This is a genomic window from Paeniglutamicibacter selenitireducens (assembly GCF_051550675.1).
Lineage (GTDB): Bacteria > Actinomycetota > Actinomycetes > Actinomycetales > Micrococcaceae > Paeniglutamicibacter.
On sequence record NZ_JBPULF010000009.1, the window covers coordinates 42111 to 58489 of the forward strand.

General features: G+C 61.3%; 15 protein-coding genes, 1 tRNA gene and 2 pseudogenes. 5 read left to right on the forward strand and 13 right to left on the reverse strand.

The features are described 5' to 3' along the window. Positions 1-62: 62 nt before the first annotated feature. The 4 genes and pseudogenes from ACSYDW_RS14915 to ACSYDW_RS14930 form a co-directional block, all read right to left on the reverse strand. Positions 63-956 (reverse strand): annotated as a pseudogene (locus ACSYDW_RS14915) (IS982 family transposase). 217 nt (positions 957-1173) lie between these two features. Then, positions 1174-1809 (reverse strand): ATP-binding cassette domain-containing protein, encoded by a 636-nt coding sequence (locus ACSYDW_RS14920; RefSeq protein WP_438339524.1) that lies wholly within the window; start codon positions 1807-1809, stop codon positions 1174-1176. Next, entirely contained in the window at positions 1806-3851 is a 2046-nt protein-coding gene (locus ACSYDW_RS14925) for a bacteriocin-associated integral membrane family protein (RefSeq protein ID WP_438339525.1), read from the reverse strand. The genes ACSYDW_RS14920 and ACSYDW_RS14925 overlap by 4 nt, the downstream gene beginning before the upstream one ends. Positions 3852-3916: 65 nt before the next feature. Next, on the reverse strand, positions 3917-4240 hold the full coding sequence (locus ACSYDW_RS14930; protein WP_438339526.1) for a lactococcin 972 family bacteriocin: 324 nt from the start codon (positions 4238-4240) through the stop codon (positions 3917-3919). Positions 4241-4862: 622 nt separating this feature from the next. Between ACSYDW_RS14930 and ACSYDW_RS14935 the strand changes: the two are divergent. Then, positions 4863-6048, forward strand: a pseudogene (locus ACSYDW_RS14935) (IS110 family RNA-guided transposase); the annotation flags it as partial. 686 nt (positions 6049-6734) lie between these two features. Here the strand turns inward: ACSYDW_RS14935 and ACSYDW_RS14940 are convergent. The 6 genes from ACSYDW_RS14940 to ACSYDW_RS14965 all read right to left on the reverse strand — a co-directional run bounded on the left by ACSYDW_RS14940 (position 6735) and on the right by ACSYDW_RS14965 (position 11923). Next, on the reverse strand, positions 6735-7553 hold the full coding sequence (locus ACSYDW_RS14940; RefSeq protein WP_438339527.1) for a glycerophosphodiester phosphodiesterase family protein: 819 nt from the start codon (positions 7551-7553) through the stop codon (positions 6735-6737). A 46-nt stretch (positions 7554-7599) separates the two neighbouring features. Next, positions 7600-8424, reverse strand: coding sequence for an HAD family hydrolase (locus ACSYDW_RS14945; RefSeq protein ID WP_438339528.1), 825 nt, complete (start codon positions 8422-8424; stop codon positions 7600-7602). A gap of 20 nt (positions 8425-8444) precedes the next feature. Next, a complete protein-coding gene (locus ACSYDW_RS14950; RefSeq protein WP_438339529.1) occupies positions 8445-9356 on the reverse strand; it encodes a carbohydrate kinase family protein in 912 nt (303 codons plus the stop codon). A gap of 75 nt (positions 9357-9431) precedes the next feature. Further along, on the reverse strand, positions 9432-10157 hold the full coding sequence (locus tag ACSYDW_RS14955) for an alpha/beta hydrolase family protein (RefSeq protein WP_438339530.1): 726 nt from the start codon (positions 10155-10157) through the stop codon (positions 9432-9434). Positions 10158-10234: 77 nt separating this feature from the next. After that, positions 10235-11044, reverse strand: coding sequence for an enoyl-CoA hydratase/isomerase family protein (locus ACSYDW_RS14960; protein ID WP_438339531.1), 810 nt, complete (start codon positions 11042-11044; stop codon positions 10235-10237). A 114-nt stretch (positions 11045-11158) separates the two neighbouring features. After that, complete coding sequence (locus ACSYDW_RS14965) at positions 11159-11923, reverse strand: LysR family transcriptional regulator substrate-binding protein (RefSeq protein ID WP_438339532.1); 765 nt, start codon at positions 11921-11923, stop codon at positions 11159-11161. 29 nt (positions 11924-11952) lie between these two features. Here ACSYDW_RS14965 and ACSYDW_RS14970 point away from each other — a divergent pair, with 29 nt between their 5' ends. Continuing rightward, positions 11953-12339, forward strand: a complete 387-nt coding sequence (locus ACSYDW_RS14970; protein WP_438339533.1) for a DUF5997 family protein — start codon at positions 11953-11955, stop codon at positions 12337-12339. Positions 12340-12363: 24 nt separating this feature from the next. Here the strand turns inward: ACSYDW_RS14970 and ACSYDW_RS14975 are convergent, their stop codons facing one another. Both ACSYDW_RS14975 and ACSYDW_RS14980 read right to left on the reverse strand, forming a co-directional pair. After that, positions 12364-12795: a universal stress protein gene (locus tag ACSYDW_RS14975; RefSeq protein ID WP_438339534.1), complete on the reverse strand. Its 432-nt coding sequence runs from the start codon at positions 12793-12795 to the stop codon at positions 12364-12366. 64 nt (positions 12796-12859) lie between these two features. Continuing rightward, the gene (locus ACSYDW_RS14980) at positions 12860-13558 is read right to left on the reverse strand and encodes a dienelactone hydrolase family protein (protein WP_438339535.1); all 699 of its coding nucleotides are present in this window, start codon (positions 13556-13558) and stop codon (positions 12860-12862) included. Between the two features lie 269 nt (positions 13559-13827). Here ACSYDW_RS14980 and aqpZ point away from each other — a divergent pair, with 269 nt between their 5' ends. After that, entirely contained in the window at positions 13828-14580 is a 753-nt protein-coding gene (aqpZ, locus tag ACSYDW_RS14985; RefSeq protein ID WP_438339536.1) for an aquaporin Z, read from the forward strand. A 205-nt stretch (positions 14581-14785) separates the two neighbouring features. Here the strand turns inward: aqpZ and ACSYDW_RS14990 are convergent. Continuing rightward, positions 14786-14869 (reverse strand) — tRNA-Leu (locus ACSYDW_RS14990). Between the two features lie 282 nt (positions 14870-15151). Here ACSYDW_RS14990 and ACSYDW_RS14995 point away from each other — a divergent pair. Continuing rightward, entirely contained in the window at positions 15152-15898 is a 747-nt protein-coding gene (locus ACSYDW_RS14995) for an FHA domain-containing protein (RefSeq protein ID WP_438339537.1), read from the forward strand. Then, a complete protein-coding gene (locus ACSYDW_RS15000; protein ID WP_438339538.1) occupies positions 15895-16377 on the forward strand; it encodes an FHA domain-containing protein FhaB/FipA in 483 nt (160 codons plus the stop codon). The genes ACSYDW_RS14995 and ACSYDW_RS15000 overlap by 4 nt, the downstream gene beginning before the upstream one ends. The last annotated feature ends 2 nt before the right edge of the window (positions 16378-16379 follow it).

A 16379-nucleotide genomic window follows, 5' to 3' on the forward strand; every position in this document is an offset into this window, starting at 1 on the left:
AACGGACGATTCGGAATAGACGACATGGAGAACGGCCACTAGATGATTAATTCCCATTGGTTTCAGTGGTCGTGGGCGGTCAGGGAGCGTTTGCGAGGTGCGTTGGTTTTCCAGTTGTGCCGGATTCCTGCAGCGAAAGCCAGTAACTTCGATGCGACGCGTGCGCAGAGGCCTTCGAGGGTCCTGGCGCCGTGGTGTTCGAGGCCGAGTTGGCCTTTGAGGGTGTCGAAGATGGACTCGATCCATTGGCGGATGCCGCCAAACTTCCCGAAGCGGGGCTTTTCGTCTTCGCGGTCAGCTCGTAGGAGGAGAGCGCCGAGGTCCTCGGTGATGAACCGTGCAAAATCACGGCCGGCAAAGCCTTTGTCGGCGAGGATTACTTGCCTATTGCGTACCAAGTGGTGGTCGTGACGCAATACGGCCTCAGTGACTTCGCGTTACCCGAGTTTTGGGTTTGCCAAACCCCAAATGCCCGGCATCCCGTCGGGGGTGCCGACCAGGTAGAGGCGTGCCCCCCAGAAGTAGCGGGAATGCGAGGCGCAGTATCCGTAGCCTTCGTCACCTGCAAGGTCGGAGCGTTTGACCGTTTCACGGCTGGTGCCGCACGGAACCGGGGTCGAATCCAGCAGTCGGAGGGTTTCGTGCCTAGAAGCTACGTCTTTGGCCAGGGCGGTGATCACCACACCGATCAGTGCTCCGGCGGCACGCACTCGTTTGTAGTATCCCGATTGCTGCGGGATTCCGGGGACAACATCGCCTAGGTGGGTGCGGGCATAACGGACCCAGCATGATTCTGGGGAATGGCCATGCAGCAGATGCTGGGCCACGACCAGGCAGAGGAGCTCGTCATCGCTCAAGACTGCTTTTCGGCTGGGTTTGCTCGATTTGTCATATCCCAAATCCAGCAGAACACGATCGGTGAGTAGGACGTAGGGTGTGGTCAGGAGGGTGTTCAGCTTTTGGGTTTACATACGAGGCCTAGTACTCTCCGCTAGCGAAGGACAGGGCCAGGGAACATGTTCCCTGGCCCTGTATTGACCTAAACATCGATTAGGGCTACATCATCTAGGGCGTCGCGGCGTTTCGAATGTGCCCGATCAAGTTTGCGCCCGGTGGGCTTTGAGGTATCCAGGCAAGGGATCTAGACTAGTTCAGCGATTCGCGTCTTGACGATTAGCTCAGCGATACAACCTCGGAACATGCGTTAATGACGTCCCGGGAATGCGTGGCGATAATGATGGCAGTACCTTCACCGGCGATCCTTGCCAGTTCGCGCAGGACCATTTCGGAGTTCGCCGCGTCTAGTGCCCCTGTCGGCTCGTCAGCAAGAATCACGGCAGGCTTCTTGACCAGGAGCCGGGCAAGGGCCACGCGCTGCTGCTCGCCCCCTGAGAGTCTAAAGACGGTTTCCTTTCCTCTGCCTTCGAGACCGACCCGGGCCAAGGCATCTTCGAAATCCGCTGTCCTCCGTGCGGCGCGCCCGCGCGCTGCGATCGCCACCTCGAGGTTTTCATCGACAGTGGAGTTTTCGATCAGTGCGTAGTTCTGGAAGATGTAGCCCAGCGAATCGCGCCTGAACTTCCGTCTTCCTTCCGGGCCCAAACGGGATATTTCCCGGCTGCCCACCATGATGGACCCCTCGTTCAAGGTTTCCAACAGTCCAATGCAGTTGAGGATTGTCGACTTCCCTGCACCAGATCGCCCAGTCAATGCTGTCATCTGGCCGGACGGAACATGGAACGAGAGGTCTTCGAAAAGGACCCTGCCCCCGAAGGCCTTGGTTGCCCCGGTAACGACGATGTTGCTCATGCGGTCTCCTCGGATTGTGTGCGAATCATCAGGCGAGTGCGAACATGTACGAGGCCAAACAAGAGGCCGAAATTCAGAAAGGCAACAAGTAACACGGCCCATGGTTGCCATGTGTAAATTGCCAGATCGGTGCCCCTCGCGATCCCGGGGCCGGCCCCGGATCGGTAGAGGGCAAGAATAGAGGTAACTCGTGCCGTTGCCCAGCATGCGACGACGGCTAGAAGGATCGATTCGGCTGCGAACAGCCATCGGTGTGTCGACAGGAAAGTCCATCCGTGAAGGTGCCTGACCAGGATCGACTGCGCGTTTCCGCGAACGTGGATCTGTGCCAGGCCAACTGCGGTGGCCAGCAGGACACACAGGGCAACGACCATGCTGGTCGCCTTGACCCGCAGTTCCGTCATCTGTGTGGCGTATTCGTCTGCGGCGGATTGGGCCACCGGGATATATGCCGAAATCCACGGCCCCAGAAACCTAGTTGGAGTGTTCCGGACGGCCTCATGGGAATCGGTCATCAGGACCCGTCCCTGGCTGGCGTATGCCATGTAGTCGTCGTCGCGGATCAGTCCTGTCTTCGGGTCGACCACGACGAGCACGATGTTGCTCACCCACGCCGGCCTTTGGTGGGCATCCGGTCGAGGCTCATAGAGGAAGTGCGACTGGCCTGCTTGGATCGGATCGACGTCGAGCGCTTCGATAGTCAGAGGTTCCCCAGTTGAGGTATCTCCCAGGAATGTGAGGACGTCATCGGTCGTTCTGGAGGACCCCTCAGGGAGCAGTATCTTGAGCTTGCCAGGAGCTGGTGCCAGGACCCGATTGCCAGCGTGATCGACTACCACATTCGACGCGAGGTAGGTTTTATTCACCAAGAGCACATCGGGCGGAGCGTCCGTCGCGTTTGGGTCCAGTGACATGGGCAATGCAAGGATGGTGCGGCCGGCTTCGTCTTCCTTTTTCAGCCAGGCACCGGAATCGAAGGCAAGTCTGTCCATCTCGTCCGGGGGCACATTGGACTCGAACCTGATACTTGCAGCTTCCCCTGCGGCAGCAAGATCTTCCCGCGCCTGGCCCGCCTCCGTCGCGCTTCCCGCCGCGGCGAATGTAGCGGCCAGAAGCGACACAGCAAGAACCAGGCCAGGTACGCGGATGAGGTATGCCACGGGAACCGCAACCCGGAACCCGAGCCGTCCCTTGATCCCATCAACAAGCCGGGATCCCCAAACCAGCCGCACTGCTGTGGCATGGACGCCGAGAGCGAGGGACAGGCACACGAGGAAGACGACCGTTGAGACTGTAACTAGGCCTCCGAGCTGATTGAGCCCGTTGTAGAACCACAATCCGGTCAGGCCGCACCCAACAACGGCCAAGATAGACAGCAGTCCCGCAGGTGAAGCCTGTCGAAAATCTCGCAGAACGGCCGTGTGCTTTTGGACGCCATGGAGCCGTTGGATCGCGTATGATTTGACTCCCGCAAAGACGGAAAGCCCCACAAGGAGCGCGATCAGAAGCATCACAACCTGGGTTGGTGAAGCAAACGGTCCGCCGACAAACCAGCTGATTGCCTGCACGTCCGACACTGTATCCAGCTCCGTGGCGTAGCCCAATTCCGCAAAGGCTGCCGAGACGACTGCGGCTGCACTGGGTGACCCCAAGACGTAGTAGCGCCCTCGTGGGTCGATACTGTCCAAGTCCGTTACCGGGTGCACGACCGTCTTCATTGTCGCGCCGAACGACGGGTAACCATCCGCCAGCCATCGGGCTTCTGGTTGGCTGGGATGGCCGGCTGCGACATACAGGTGCCGAACATTCGAACTGTGAAGGTCCCGTACTTCACGGATGACAGCAGCGTCGGTGGTCTCGGCGAGGCCTTGGACCAGTCGTGGAAGACCTTGACCGCCTGTGGTGACCGTTTGGCCCGTAACGAGGACCGGCGTTGCTCCGGGGAGCGTCGATTCGTCTGCCATTTTGGTGAATGTAAATCCAGCCAGCGCCGCGTAGATTGCTGCGACTGCGATTGCCAAGCTAAGCCCGGTATTCTTCATCGATGCTCCTCCTTATCGGGCCGGTGGGGCCACGGCCGTGTGCCCCACCAGCAATGTACCGATGCCTAGCAGGTGCGGTAGTACGCGTGCTTCGAACCGCCCCAAATCGAGTAGACCGATTCGGCGTATGCGCGCTGTCCCGGCTGCACGCACGCCGAACGCTTGAGGCCGCCGACATCGCCTTGAGCACTTGATCCATGCTTCTTGGTGTAGTGCTCGTACCGTGACCAGACGTATCCCTGTGTGAACGACTTGGGCGATGTTCCATGGTTAAAACTGGGAGCCAGGGGCGGCGTTGCAGCCATCGCGGCTGCAGCAGGGACGATTAGTGTTAGTCCTATCGCAGCAATGGCGATCTTGCTGGCGCTACGTTTTAGGATGTTGGACATATTAATCTCCTCTGTCTGAAAAATCTGCCCGGTGGGGCATCGACATGAAAGATTACTATACCGAGAGAACTAAATACAAAATCTTCACAATTGGCAATCACTACCTGGCACACATTTGGCCCCGCGGAGACCTCCAACGAAAGTCGATCAGTATCTTTACAAAGGAAGCGAACGTTCTCAGTCGTGGCAAAATACATTTATCGATTTGTTATAATTCAATGATGGATTGCTTCTACCGGCGGCCGTGCTTTGGCGAACAAATCCCCTTTGCGGTTTATGTGGCCACTGTGCTCGCCTGAACCGCTCATCCTGCACATAGCCAAACGTTGCCCTAAGTTGCCTCCGTCACCCTTTTTGGTGATCCCGAAATCGAACACCGTGCGAGAGGATGGGATCGCTGGCCTGTCGGTCCCGGCATGATTCAGCCCCCAGCCAGCCATGGTCCGGGGTGCTGTCACCGGGATTCGATAGGCACCAGGGATATCGCGAGTAGGGGCCGGAGCAGAACAGGGAACCAGGGTTCAGGTCGGTCGTAACGTGGATGCCCGGGCTTTGGCGCCGCAGGGACAAGCCAGCATTCGTTTCATCCGTGAGCACGTGGCCAGTTTTCGGAGGGTGCATATTGATCCAAGACGATGAGTCCATCGACGTCTTCATCGGCGTCGATGTCGGCAAGACCAACCACCACGCGGTGGCCCTGAACCGGGCCGGGAAGAAGCTCCTGGACAAGGCCCTGCCGCAGGACGAATCCAAGCTTCGGGACATCATCCAGTCGCTGGCCCGGCACGGGCGGTTGCTGTTCGTGGTGGACCAGCCGGCGACCATCGGCGCCCTGCCGGTCGCCGTCGCCCAGTCCGAGGGAATCCCGGTCGGGTACCTGCCGGGGCTGGCCATGCGCCGGGTTGCCGACCTGCACCCGGGTGAGGCGAAGACCGATGCCCGCGACGCCTTCATCATCGCCAACGCTGCCCGCCCCCTCCCGCAGACCCTGCGCTCGGTACAGGTGGCCGACGAGCAGGTCGCCGAACTGTCGATGCTCTGCGGCTTCGACGACGACCTAGCCAAGCAGGCCACCGCAACCTCCAACCGGATCCGCGGGTTTCACCTGCGATCCACCCGGCCCTGGAACGGGCCATCGGCCCGCACCTGGACCACCAGGCCATGCCCGAACTGCTGGCCAAATACCCGACCCCGGCCGCCCTGCGGAAGGCCGGCAAGGCCCGGGTGGAAACGCTCATGCGCAAGCACGCGCCCCGGGTGGGGAAACGCTGGACCGCGGAGATCTTCACGGCCCTGGACGAGCAAACCGTGGTGGTCTCGAAGGACCTCGGCGGCCGGGATCGTGCTGCCGCAACTGGCACTCGCCCTGGCCCAAACGAGGGCCGCCCGCGCCGAGGTGCTGGCCCAGGTAAAGAAACTCGTGGAGGCCCACCCTCTTCACCAGCTCCTGACATCCATGCCAGCGGTCGGTGTCAGGACCGAAGCGAAGCATCCTCACCGAGGTCGTCGGCAATGATTTCAAGACCGCAGGACACCTGGGATCCTACGCAGGGCTGGCCCCTGTCACGTGGCGCTCCGGGACCTCCATCCGGGGTGACCATTCCTCGAGGAAGGCCACCTGGGTCCTCAATCGCGCTTTGTTCCTGTCGGCGTTGGCGGCACTCAAATGCAAGGACCGAAGTTCCCGGGCCTACTATGACCGCAAGCGGGCCGAAGGCACGAAGCACAACCAAGCCGTCATCGCCCTGGCCCGTCGCCGCTGCAACGTCCTGTTCGCGATGCTGCGCTACGGGGCGCTCTACGACCCAACCGAAACACAGCCAGCCTGTACAAGCCCGCCCAACGACAAGGGGTCCGGTTCAACATGCGAACCGGACCACTCAGCAACGCCTTCTGGAACACCAAGGAATTCTGCTCAAACCCGGGAAAGCCCATGACGAACCAGATAGCCCCTAGTGCACACACCTTGAACGAGCAGGTACACCGAGGAAGAATCTTAGCCGGCGGCGAGAACCGCACGAATCGTACCGCTCTTCAGAGCCAACGCAGAGATAGTTCCACAGAGGGTCAACCAGGCTTCTATTGCAGAACCGGTGTACCCGTATGCTCGAGGGCAGTGTAGATCGGTCTCAGCAATTCCAATCATGCGGCTCAGATCCTTCGTACGGTTATCGCGCCTATCCCCGAGTATTAAGTCAGTCGAGGACTTCTGCGAGCTTTGCGTCGTCGGACAGCCATCGAATCGCTGAACCAGGCTGAGCACGTACCCCGGAGACCACAAAACCCGCCGCGGGTACACGAGACTTAGCACATCCAAACCCGGCGACACCCTAGAGATGTACACCACGTCGCAGATTCCAGACCGTCCGTTCTCCGCAAGACGGCAGGGGTGTTACGAACTTGGCAACAAAAGAGTTCTTCCCGCCAACCAGTCATGTACGTACGAAATCTACGAAGTCACTATTGGTGCTAAAGCGCGAAGATTCTCACGGCCCTATGAGTTCAACACACTATTTTGCGGCCAGTGTCCCCGCTCGCGCATGACCGATGCCAAGACGTCGGCGCGGTCGCTCATGATGCCGTCGACACCCAGATCCAGCAGCCGGTGCATCCGGGGGGCGTCGTTGACGACCCAGACATGGACCTGGATGCCCGCCTCGTGCGCGTGGCGCACAAATGACTTCGTCACCACCTGGAACGTCCCATGGGATTCAGGGACCTGCAGGGCGGCAAATGCGCCAAGCCCGCGGCTCGGCAGCCGAACCAGCTTGCCCAGAACGGCTGCCGCCCCGACTCCAATCACGCCCGGACTCGTCGCCACCGGGCGGCTCAGGAAGCGCTCCGCCGCGGCCCGGCGCCGCCCGAGGAAGGAGGCGACAAGGACCCTGTCGTGGGCACCATGCCGCTCGATGGCCGCGGCAAGCAGCCTGGCGCTGGGCCCGTCCTTCACATCGACGTTGAAATGCGCCTCCGGGAACTCCAGCAGCAGTTCCTCGAAAGTGGGCACCGGCTCCCCCGATACGCGAAGCCCGCGAATCTCGGCGGCGCTGAGGTCAGCGATGTTTCCGGTGGTTCCGGTCAACCGCTCCAGGGCTTCGTCGTGGAAAACCACCAGCACACCATCACGGCTGGTGTGCACGTCCGTTTCGAGATAGCGGAACCCCAAGTCGTAGGCCGCGCGGAATGCCTTGAGCGTGTTTTCCTCGCCGTCGGGTGCGAACCCGCGGTGCGAGAAGGCCAGCGGCTGCCCCTGGAGAGCCCGGTTCGGGGTGTTCAGCAAGTAGGGTGCCGAGCCAACGCGGGATGTTTTCATGAACCTGCCTTTGGTCTGGTGCGGGCTTGGTCGGAAGCGGCTTGGGCTATTTCCGGGGCGGTTCGGCGGATTCCAGGATTGCCTCAATGACCTGGGCCACGCCGTCATCCTCGACACCAGGGGCCGTGAAGGTGGCAGCGTCAAGGGCGGTCTGGTGTCCGGAAGCCATGGCGTAGCCGTAGCCGGCCCAGGCGAGCATTTCGCGGTCGTTGGGCATGTCCCCGAAGGCCGCTACCTCGCTGGAATCGATTCCCAGTTCGCTGGCGTAGTTCGCGAGAGCCACTGACTTGTTGATCTGTGCATGCGCCATTTCCAGGAGTGAAACGTTGTGCGCCGAATGCGTCACCGTGACGAGCGAAGCAAGGTCCTCTGCCACTGCGGCCAGGAAATCGTCGGAGTTCCGAGTCCGAGACTTGGCGAGGAACTTCACCACTCCCTGTTCGTTGAGCAGTGTTGAGCGCAGGTCAAGCAGCTCGTGGCGCGAAATGATTTCCAGCTCGTGGGGCTCTGCGAACCCCACCTCAAGGTGGAGTCCGCCGGTGGTCTCGGCGGCAAAGGTGGCCGTCGGTTCGGCCTTCGTGATGATCTCGCGGGTCCGTTGGAGGATCTCGACGTCGATGGTCTGGGCCCAGATCAGCTTCTCCTGCTCAAGGTCGTAGAGTACGGCCCCGTTTGAACAGATGACGGTGCCCAGATGCCCAAAGGCCTCCCGAACCGGCGCCAGCCAACGGAATGGGCGACCTGTGACGAACACGATGCTGATACCGCGCTCACGGGCCCGCCGGAAAGCATCTATGGTGCGTACCGAGATACTTCCGTCTTCACGGATGATGGTTCCGTCCAGGTCGCTGGCGATCAAACGCACATTCACGGCAGGTAGTGCCCTTTCCGCTAGCGGATTTCGTCCCGGAACGGCGGGTTCGCCCCGGCCCGGGAAACGGTGATCGCGGCGGCCCGTGCCGCATAGTCGAGAATTTCTGCCAGCGTGCCGGTGTCCAGCTTGTGGAGCCTCCCCCGCTGCCCGCTGCCGAGCAATCCTCGGTCGGCCAGTGCTGAGATCATTGCCGAAATGAATGAATCCCCGGCACCCACGGTGTCTGCGACGTCTACCAACGGGGCATCCGCCCGCGCCGTGCCGGACGCGACGAGTCCCCAAGGGCCGCGTGAGCCGTAGGTTGCCACGACCATCGCCGGGCCAAGGTCGAGCCAGGCTGCCGCAGTGTCCTCGACGCTGCGCTGCGGGTAGAGCCATTCCAAGTCGGAATCGGATGCCCGGACAACATCCGCGAGGGCGACGAACTGTTCGACCTTGGCCACGGCGTCTGAATGGTCGGTGATCAGCGATGGCCTGATGTTCGGGTCGTACGAGATCGTGGCGTGGGGCCGGGCCCGTTCGATGAGCCGGAGCACCTTTTGCGCGCCGGGCTCGACCATGGTGGCCAACGATCCCGTGTGGACGACCTCTGCATCGGCCAATGCCGGCGTATCCGGCGAAATCTGCGGGAGGTCCCAGAGGAGGTCAAAGCTGTAGGCCGCGGCCCCGACGGGGTCGAGGATGCCCCGCGCGGTGGACGTAGGGTACCCGTCCTCGCCGCAGACGTGCTGCACGCTGTTGGATGCCAGCTGCTCCTGGATCATCCTGCCGTATTCGTCCGCCCCCCAACGACCGATGAACGTCACGGGGTGGCCCAAACGCGCCAGGCCGACGGCAACGTTCAGCGGGCTGCCCCCGACGAAGGAACGCGGTGCGCTGATGCCGCCCGAGAGCACATCGACCAAGGCCTCGCCAATGACGGTTAGCACATCCGACTCCTCACCGATTTGTCATGAGTCTTCAATATACCGTTCAGATGACCGCGGGCAGGGGTTACGCCGGGGCTACGCGCCGCTGTAACTGCCCGTCTCGAATGCGATGAGCCCCTCGACACACATTTCCCAGGCCCTGTCCCCCGGGGTGATGAGCCCGTAGTGGTCACCCTCGAATTCAAGGTATTCGACGACTTCCCCGGCGGCCGCGGCACGCGCGGCAACGGACCTGGCCAGCGCCACCGGAACATCCTCGTCCGAGGTTCCGTGAAGCATGAGAAGCGGTATTCCAGGCGGGATGCGCTTGGCCGGATCCGCCCACTCCCACCGCACCGGGTCTTCCTCCGGGGTGCAGCCCATCAGGACACTCGCCGCGTTGTCGCTCAGGGCCAGTGATTCCGCCAGGGCAAGATCAAGCACTCCTGCCTGGGAAATCACCCCGTCAAGGCAATGCATGGATTCCGGGAGGGCACCGGGGGCGTCGTCCGGCAGCAGATGCCGTCCCGCGAGCCACAATGCCAGATGGCCCCCGGCGGAATGACCGATGCCAATCCGAAGCCCGGGCTCGAGTTGCGCTTCCTCAAGCGCGGATCCCAAGCCGTCCATTCCAGCGGCCACGTCGAGGAACGTCTCCGGCCAGCCACCGTCGCCACCGGCGGTGCGCCGGTACTCCAGGTTCCACACCACGTGGCCGCGCTCGCGCAGGTCACGAGCCAGCGGGCGGCCGTATTCCGCGCCATAGGCCTGTCGCCAGAATCCACCGTGGATGATCACAGCGATTGCAGTGTGTGACCGCACGTCGGGAACCCACAGTTCAGCGTACTGGCTTGGGTGTTCCCCGTAATCGAAGCGCTGAGGCGCGTAGGAGGGTTCCACTAGCGCCCCGGGAACTCCGGTGCGCGCTTCGCGACGAATGCGGCGCGTCCCTCGACCGAGTCGGCGGTCTCGAACGCCTTCATGAAGGACCGGACCTCGGCCTCCAGGCCGTCGACAATGTTCAGGCCGGCAATCTCGTTGATCGCGTCCTTTGCGTTGGACACTGCGGTGGGCGCCTTGGCCGCGATCTCCTCGATGGTGCTGCGCGCACCGGCCAGAAGCGATTCGACGTCATCGAAGACCTGGTTGACAAGGCCGATGCGCAAAGCCTCGGCGGCCTTGATGCGGCGGCCCGTGAAGATCAGTTCCCGGGCCATGCCGATTCCAACACGCTGTTGCAGCCGTACCGACCCGCCAAAACCGGGAACCAGACCGAGGTTCACTTCGGGCTGTCCGAAACTTGCGTTTGCCGAGGCGTAAAGGAAGTCGCAGGCCATCGCCAGTTCGCAACCTCCACCGAGGGCAAATCCGTTGACCGCGGCGATGACAGGCACGGGCAGTGCCTCAAGTCGCAGGGTCACTTCATGCATTCGGCGCCCGTAGGCTGCCGCTGCGGCAGCATCCATGGAGTTCATTTCCACGATGTTCGCACCGGCCACGAACGATTTCTCACCGGACCCGGTGATGATCACTCCACGCACAGGCCACTGGGCGTCGCGCCCGATTCCTCCCAGCACTCCCGTCAGCGCGTGCAGGTCTTCGACGACTGCCGACGCCAAGGCGTTGAGTGACTCTGGCTGGTTGATGCTCACCAGCAGCGCATTGCCCTGCTTTTCAACGAGCAGCGTCCGATAGGTTCCGAAGTCCACGTACACTCCCTTGTGATTGGTATCTCACCCCAGCGTCTCACGAGTGACGCACACGCGCAGATTCCACTCCGGCGTGTTAGCCGGGGTTAACTGCGTGTTGATGGAGCCGGAGATCTACCGTTTGCCGCCGCGGCCGGCAGGTTTTCCGCCACGCTTCGGGCCGGGCTTTCGCCCGGTGCGGGCAGCGGATTTCTTCTTGGCTTCCGCCTTTTTTGCGGCTTTTGCCTGCTCGGACTGCGCGGACTGGCGGCGCTTCCGTGCAACCTCCGCATCTTCCTGCTGTTTCTGCGCGACCGAGGCCTGGCGTGAGGAGTTCTCTCCGCGACCACGGACAACGCCAATGAATTCAGCAATCGTCGGGTCTTCCGGTTCGTCCCCCACCGGGGCGACCCACGCGATACCGATGCTTGTTGTCGGAACATCGGAAAGTTCCTTGTGGATCACGTCTTTGCGGTGGTGCAGGCGGGCGACACTGAGCGGCAACACGAGCAGGCCTGCTCCGGAAGAACAGACCTCCATGGCCATCGCCGTCCCACCGACCTCTTCGGGGTAATCGGCAAGGTCGAGAAAGTTCTGGTCGGACAAGTCCGCCAGAGCAACGGGCTCATCGTAGAGCTCCAGGTCGTGGTCCTTGGCAGCGCACACCACCGGCTGCTCCTCGTAAAGAGGAATCACATGGATCTGGGGCGTCTTCGGGGACTCCCCCGTCTTGAACCTGACAAAGACTGCATCTGATTCTTGGCTTGCGAGCCTCCCCATGATGTCTTTCCCGTCGTAGCGGAGTGCCGTCAGGGGGGTTTGGGGATATCGTTCGTTCCAGCGCGTCAGCCACTTGCCAGGGGTGACCCCCGGTACATAGGCGATTTTTAGTCCTACCACCACCCCAGCGTACCGGTACGCTTGGGGATATGAGTGAGAAAACCCCACAGAGCATGAAGCCGGCAACTGCCGCAAAGAAATTGGGCATCTACCTGCCAGCAGCTCCGGCCGAGTTCCAAGAGGGCTCAGTCACGAGGGCTCAGTACAACGAGCTTCTGTCCAATCCCCCGGCCTGGCTGGAGGACTTGCGCGCCAACGGACCGCATCCCCGCCCGGTTGTAGCCCACAAGCTCAACGTATCGATCGCCGGTCTGGCCCGAGCCGAAATCACCGAAGCGCTGACCACGGCCCAGATCGAGGCCCTGCTGGCGGACCGTCCGGACTGGCTCCAGCAGGAGCGCGCCTCTCTGGCCGCAGTTCGGGCCGAAGAGAAGCGCGTGCGCGATGCTGCGGCCGCCAAGGGCGACCGCAGCTAACTGCGCGTCATTCGAGGTCGGTGTCTACTTCACGGTCTTGACGATGTAGACATCGCACGGGGCTGCGTGTGCCACGGAAGTGGCCACGGAGCCAAGCACACGGCCGAGGCCTTTCATGCCCACGTTTCCAACGACGATCAATGTGGCATCAAGGCGCTCCGCCTCGGCAACCAGGACTTCCTGCGGCTTGCCGTGCGCGGCCGTGGCGCTGACCCTGGCCGTCGGTTCGGTCAGGCGCAGGCTTGCCGCGCACTGCTCGGCAAGCTTCTCCGCCTGCTCGGCGTCATCCAAGATCCAGGTGTCGGTGCCGATCTTGACAACTTCGGTGTTGTCCGAGGCATGCGCGGTCACTACGACCAATTCTGCATCCATGTTGACCGCGATCCGGGCCGCACGTTCGGCCGCACGCTGCGCTGTGTCGCTGCCGTCTACGCCGACGATGATTGTTTCTGCCATGTTCTAACGCTCCTTGGGGTTCTTGCCGCTTGTGGCGGCGGGTGTTTGTTGTGGGTAAATCTGACTACACGATGTTCCGCTTAAGGAAATCCACGGCCCGACCCCAGGCCAAACGCGCCTGTTCCGGACGGTAGTTTCCAACCGGATTCTCATCGTTGTGGAATGCATGCGGTGCGTCGTAGTAGTAAAACGTGACATCGGCACCCGACTCTTCACGGATTCGTTGCTCCTGGGCCCGTGCTGCGTCGACCGGATAGAAGTCATCAGCCTCGGCGTAGTGACCCTGGATCTTGGCACGGACACCTGAATATACCTGGGGCACGGCCTGGCCGACCCCATAGAACGGAACAGCCGCCGCGATTTTCTCGCCTTGCTGCGCCGCCAGTGACAAAACGAATCCACCACCCATGCAGAAGCCGATGGCCCCGACCTTTTCGCTGGTTACGGCCTCAAGCGACAGCAAGTAGTCGACAGCTCCTGCGAGCAGTTCGGCTCCGACTTCCGCCGGGAGCTCGCTCATCATTTGTGCGGCTTCCTCACCGTCGTGGGTGATCCAACCGCCCATGAGATCCGGCGCGAGGGCGACGAATCCCTCTGCCGCCAATCTATCCGCAACGTCGCGGATGTGGTCGGTCAAGCCCCACCATTCCTGGATGACAATGACTCCGGGTCCACGGCCCCCATCCGGCATCGCAAGGTATCCATGCGAGGTCTGGCCTCGGGACGGAAACGATACATTCTGATGTGGTGTCTTAGACGCCATGGTCTGCGGCCCCTGTCATTTTCATTCGCTCTGACGTTTGAATGCTTGAACACCTCCCAGTCTATGCACCAAGAAAGTCAGCTCACATTCCAAATCGCCGGGCTCCGTCCCGTAACTTTCATGTCGCAGCCCGGCGGCGAACCATCCAATGAATATTGGGGAAATGCCCGTGTTCCGTCCGCCTGAATGGACGCTGGTGGCAATAGCGTGGAAATCGTTAGTACCGCGCACTGTTTCTCTACACACCGGAGCTACTTATGTCTCAAACAATGTCGTCCCGTCTTGCAGCCGAGTTTCTCGGCACCGGAGTCTTGGTCTTCGGCGGCTGTGGTGCCGCAATATTCTCTGCCAAGGTTGTCCAATCCAACTCCATCAACATGGGCATTGGGTTCCTCGGCGTAGCACTGGCCTTCGGCCTAACCGTCTTGGTCATGGTTTACGCCGTTGGCCACATCTCCGGCGGCCACTTTAATCCTGCCGTGACGTTTGGTGCGGCACTGGCAGGACGTATCGAATGGAAGGCAGTACCTGCCTACATGGCCACTCAGGTCATCGGGGCCTCGGTTGCAGCTTTGGCGCTCTTTGCCATCGCAAACGGCAAGGACGGTTTCGATCCGGTGGCCTCGGGATTCGCCTCCAACGGGTATGCCGAGCGCTCACCTGATGGATACAGCATGCTTGCGGCCCTGCTGGCCGAGATTATCCTGACAGCGGTCTTCCTGTTCGTCATCCTTGGATCCACCGACAAGCGCGCTCCCAAGGGGTTCGCGGGCATCTCGATTGGTCTCTCATTGACCCTGATCCACCTGGTTTCAATTCCCATCACCAACACCTCCGTCAATCCCGCGCGTTCCCTCGGAGTGGCATGGTTCGCAGGGCCGGAGGCACTTGGCCAGGTTTGGCTGTTTGTTGTCGCCCCGCTTGTCGGCGCGGCGATCGCAGGGTTGAGCTACCCCTTGCTCTTTGCCTCCACAGCAGTGGATGCAGCGCGGGAGGAAGAGGTCGTGGATTCCACAAAGTAGCGAACCGCATTTCTGCCGAAGCTACTCGCGAGGGCGCACCATTTCCTGCATGGGGCAGGGGCGGTGCGCCCTCACGCGTTGCTGGCGCTAAGGCACGGGCAACCTGCAGCCTTGAGAACCCTCATAACGCAGGACAGTGCCGCCCCAAGAACACCGGGCAAACGGAAAGGCCCCCGGTTCAAAACCGGGGGCCTTTCCTCATATGTGCGCGAAGGGGGACTTGAACCCCCACGCCCTTGCGAGCACTGGCACCTGAAGCCAGCGCGTCTACCAATTCCGCCATTCGCGCATATCTCATTCCGCTTCGGCCATTGACCTCTGCAGCGAGATCAATCATATACACCTATTGACGGAAAGTGCTAATCGAGAACGCGTTTGTGATCAGAGGCACATTTTGGCAACCTTCGCGCCTCGTGGTTCGTTGCTATGCAGGGGGCAATTTTGACCACATTTCATCCCACACAAAGGCAAGACCAGTAGTATCAAAGGTGGTGTAGAGCATCCATGCCCTGCGCACAGTCGCCAGAAATGGCGAAACAATGCGAGTAGAACCAAGGAAGGGAGCGAAGCGATGGGTCTGATCGACAATGTTGAACGCGGACTAGAGAAGCTTGTCACTAGCGTCTTCCGTGGCACCAGCGGCTCGGAAGTAAAGCCGGTTGAAATTGCTTCCCGGTTGCGGAATTCCATGGACGCGAAGTCCATGACGATCTCCCAGGGCCGCACCCTGGCACCCAACCACTTCACGGTGCGTCTGTCCGATACCGATTTCGCGAAGGCCCGCGAATGGGGCGCGCCCCTCGCCCAGGAGCTTTGTTCCATTGCCATGGAGCACGCCAAGAGCCAGGGCTACACCCTCCACGGAGGCATCGAGGTCAATTTTCGAAAAGACCTTGATCTCAAGGACGGAATCTTTGAAATCGACGCAATTGCCACCGAATCGAGCCGGCAAGAGTCCCGTCAGGCACCAACGGCTCCCCCCGCACCGCCGGAACCGCCTCGAGGTCCTGCCCAGATGCAGCGAGTTTTGGACATCGCCGGGCAGCGCTATGCGCTGAACCATGCAAGCATCGTCCTGGGCCGATCTGCCGAAACGGACATCCCGATTGACGATCCAGGCGTCTCTCGCAGGCACCTGAAGATTGAACAACGCGGCAACACCACGTGGGCCGTAGACATGGGTTCGACCAACGGAAGCTTCGTTAACGGCCAGCGCATCGCCGGAGAAACCGAACTTTTCGACGGGTCGAACATCTCCATGGGACAGACTCGCATTACCTTTAGACTCCTACCCCAAGCACAAGGAGGCCGCGCGTGAACGATCTCGTATTCACCGTCCTGCGGCTCGGATTCCTCATTCTTCTGTGGCTCTTGATCCTCAGCGTCATGGGTGCCCTGCGCCGAGACCTTGCCATTGGCGGCAAGGCCCGCACCGGCGCGCCCACTGCGCGTGAAATTCGGAAGAATCCGGCCCTTTCCCCTGCACCCGAGGCACCTGCCAAGCAGCAGGCAAACACGTTGGTGATTCTGGAAGGGCCGCTCACCGGCTTGGAGCACCAGCTCACAGCAAGTCCCATCCTGTTGGGGCGCGCCCAGGAAGCAACGATTGTCCTTGAGGACGACTACGCCTCGGGACGCCATGCACGGCTGTTCCCCCAGGGAACCCGCTGGTTCATCGAGGACCTGGGCTCGACCAACGGCACCTTCCTGGGCGATGCGCAACTTACCCGGGCCCAACCCGTTGAGCTTGGCCAAAAGATCCGAATCGGTAAAACGGTTATGGAGCTGAGGCCCTAACC

What these genes read in the sequence shown, in the direction of transcription:
- ACSYDW_RS14995 (WP_438339537.1), top strand. Translation starts at nt 15,152, where the DNA reads ATGGGTCTGATCGACAATGTTGAACGCGGACTAGAGAAGCTTGTCACT.
- ACSYDW_RS14920 (WP_438339524.1), bottom strand. Translation starts at nt 1,809, where the DNA reads ATGAGCAACATCGTCGTTACCGGGGCAACCAAGGCCTTCGGGGGCAGG.
- ACSYDW_RS14975 (WP_438339534.1), bottom strand. Translation starts at nt 12,795, where the DNA reads ATGGCAGAAACAATCATCGTCGGCGTAGACGGCAGCGACACAGCGCAG.
- aqpZ (WP_438339536.1), top strand. Translation starts at nt 13,828, where the DNA reads ATGTCGTCCCGTCTTGCAGCCGAGTTTCTCGGCACCGGAGTCTTGGTC.
- ACSYDW_RS14970 (WP_438339533.1), top strand. Translation starts at nt 11,953, where the DNA reads ATGAGTGAGAAAACCCCACAGAGCATGAAGCCGGCAACTGCCGCAAAG.
- ACSYDW_RS14980 (WP_438339535.1), bottom strand. Translation starts at nt 13,558, where the DNA reads ATGGCGTCTAAGACACCACATCAGAATGTATCGTTTCCGTCCCGAGGC.
- ACSYDW_RS14930 (WP_438339526.1), bottom strand. Translation starts at nt 4,240, where the DNA reads ATGTCCAACATCCTAAAACGTAGCGCCAGCAAGATCGCCATTGCTGCG.
- ACSYDW_RS14925 (WP_438339525.1), bottom strand. Translation starts at nt 3,851, where the DNA reads ATGAAGAATACCGGGCTTAGCTTGGCAATCGCAGTCGCAGCAATCTAC.
- ACSYDW_RS14940 (WP_438339527.1), bottom strand. Translation starts at nt 7,553, where the DNA reads ATGAAAACATCCCGCGTTGGCTCGGCACCCTACTTGCTGAACACCCCG.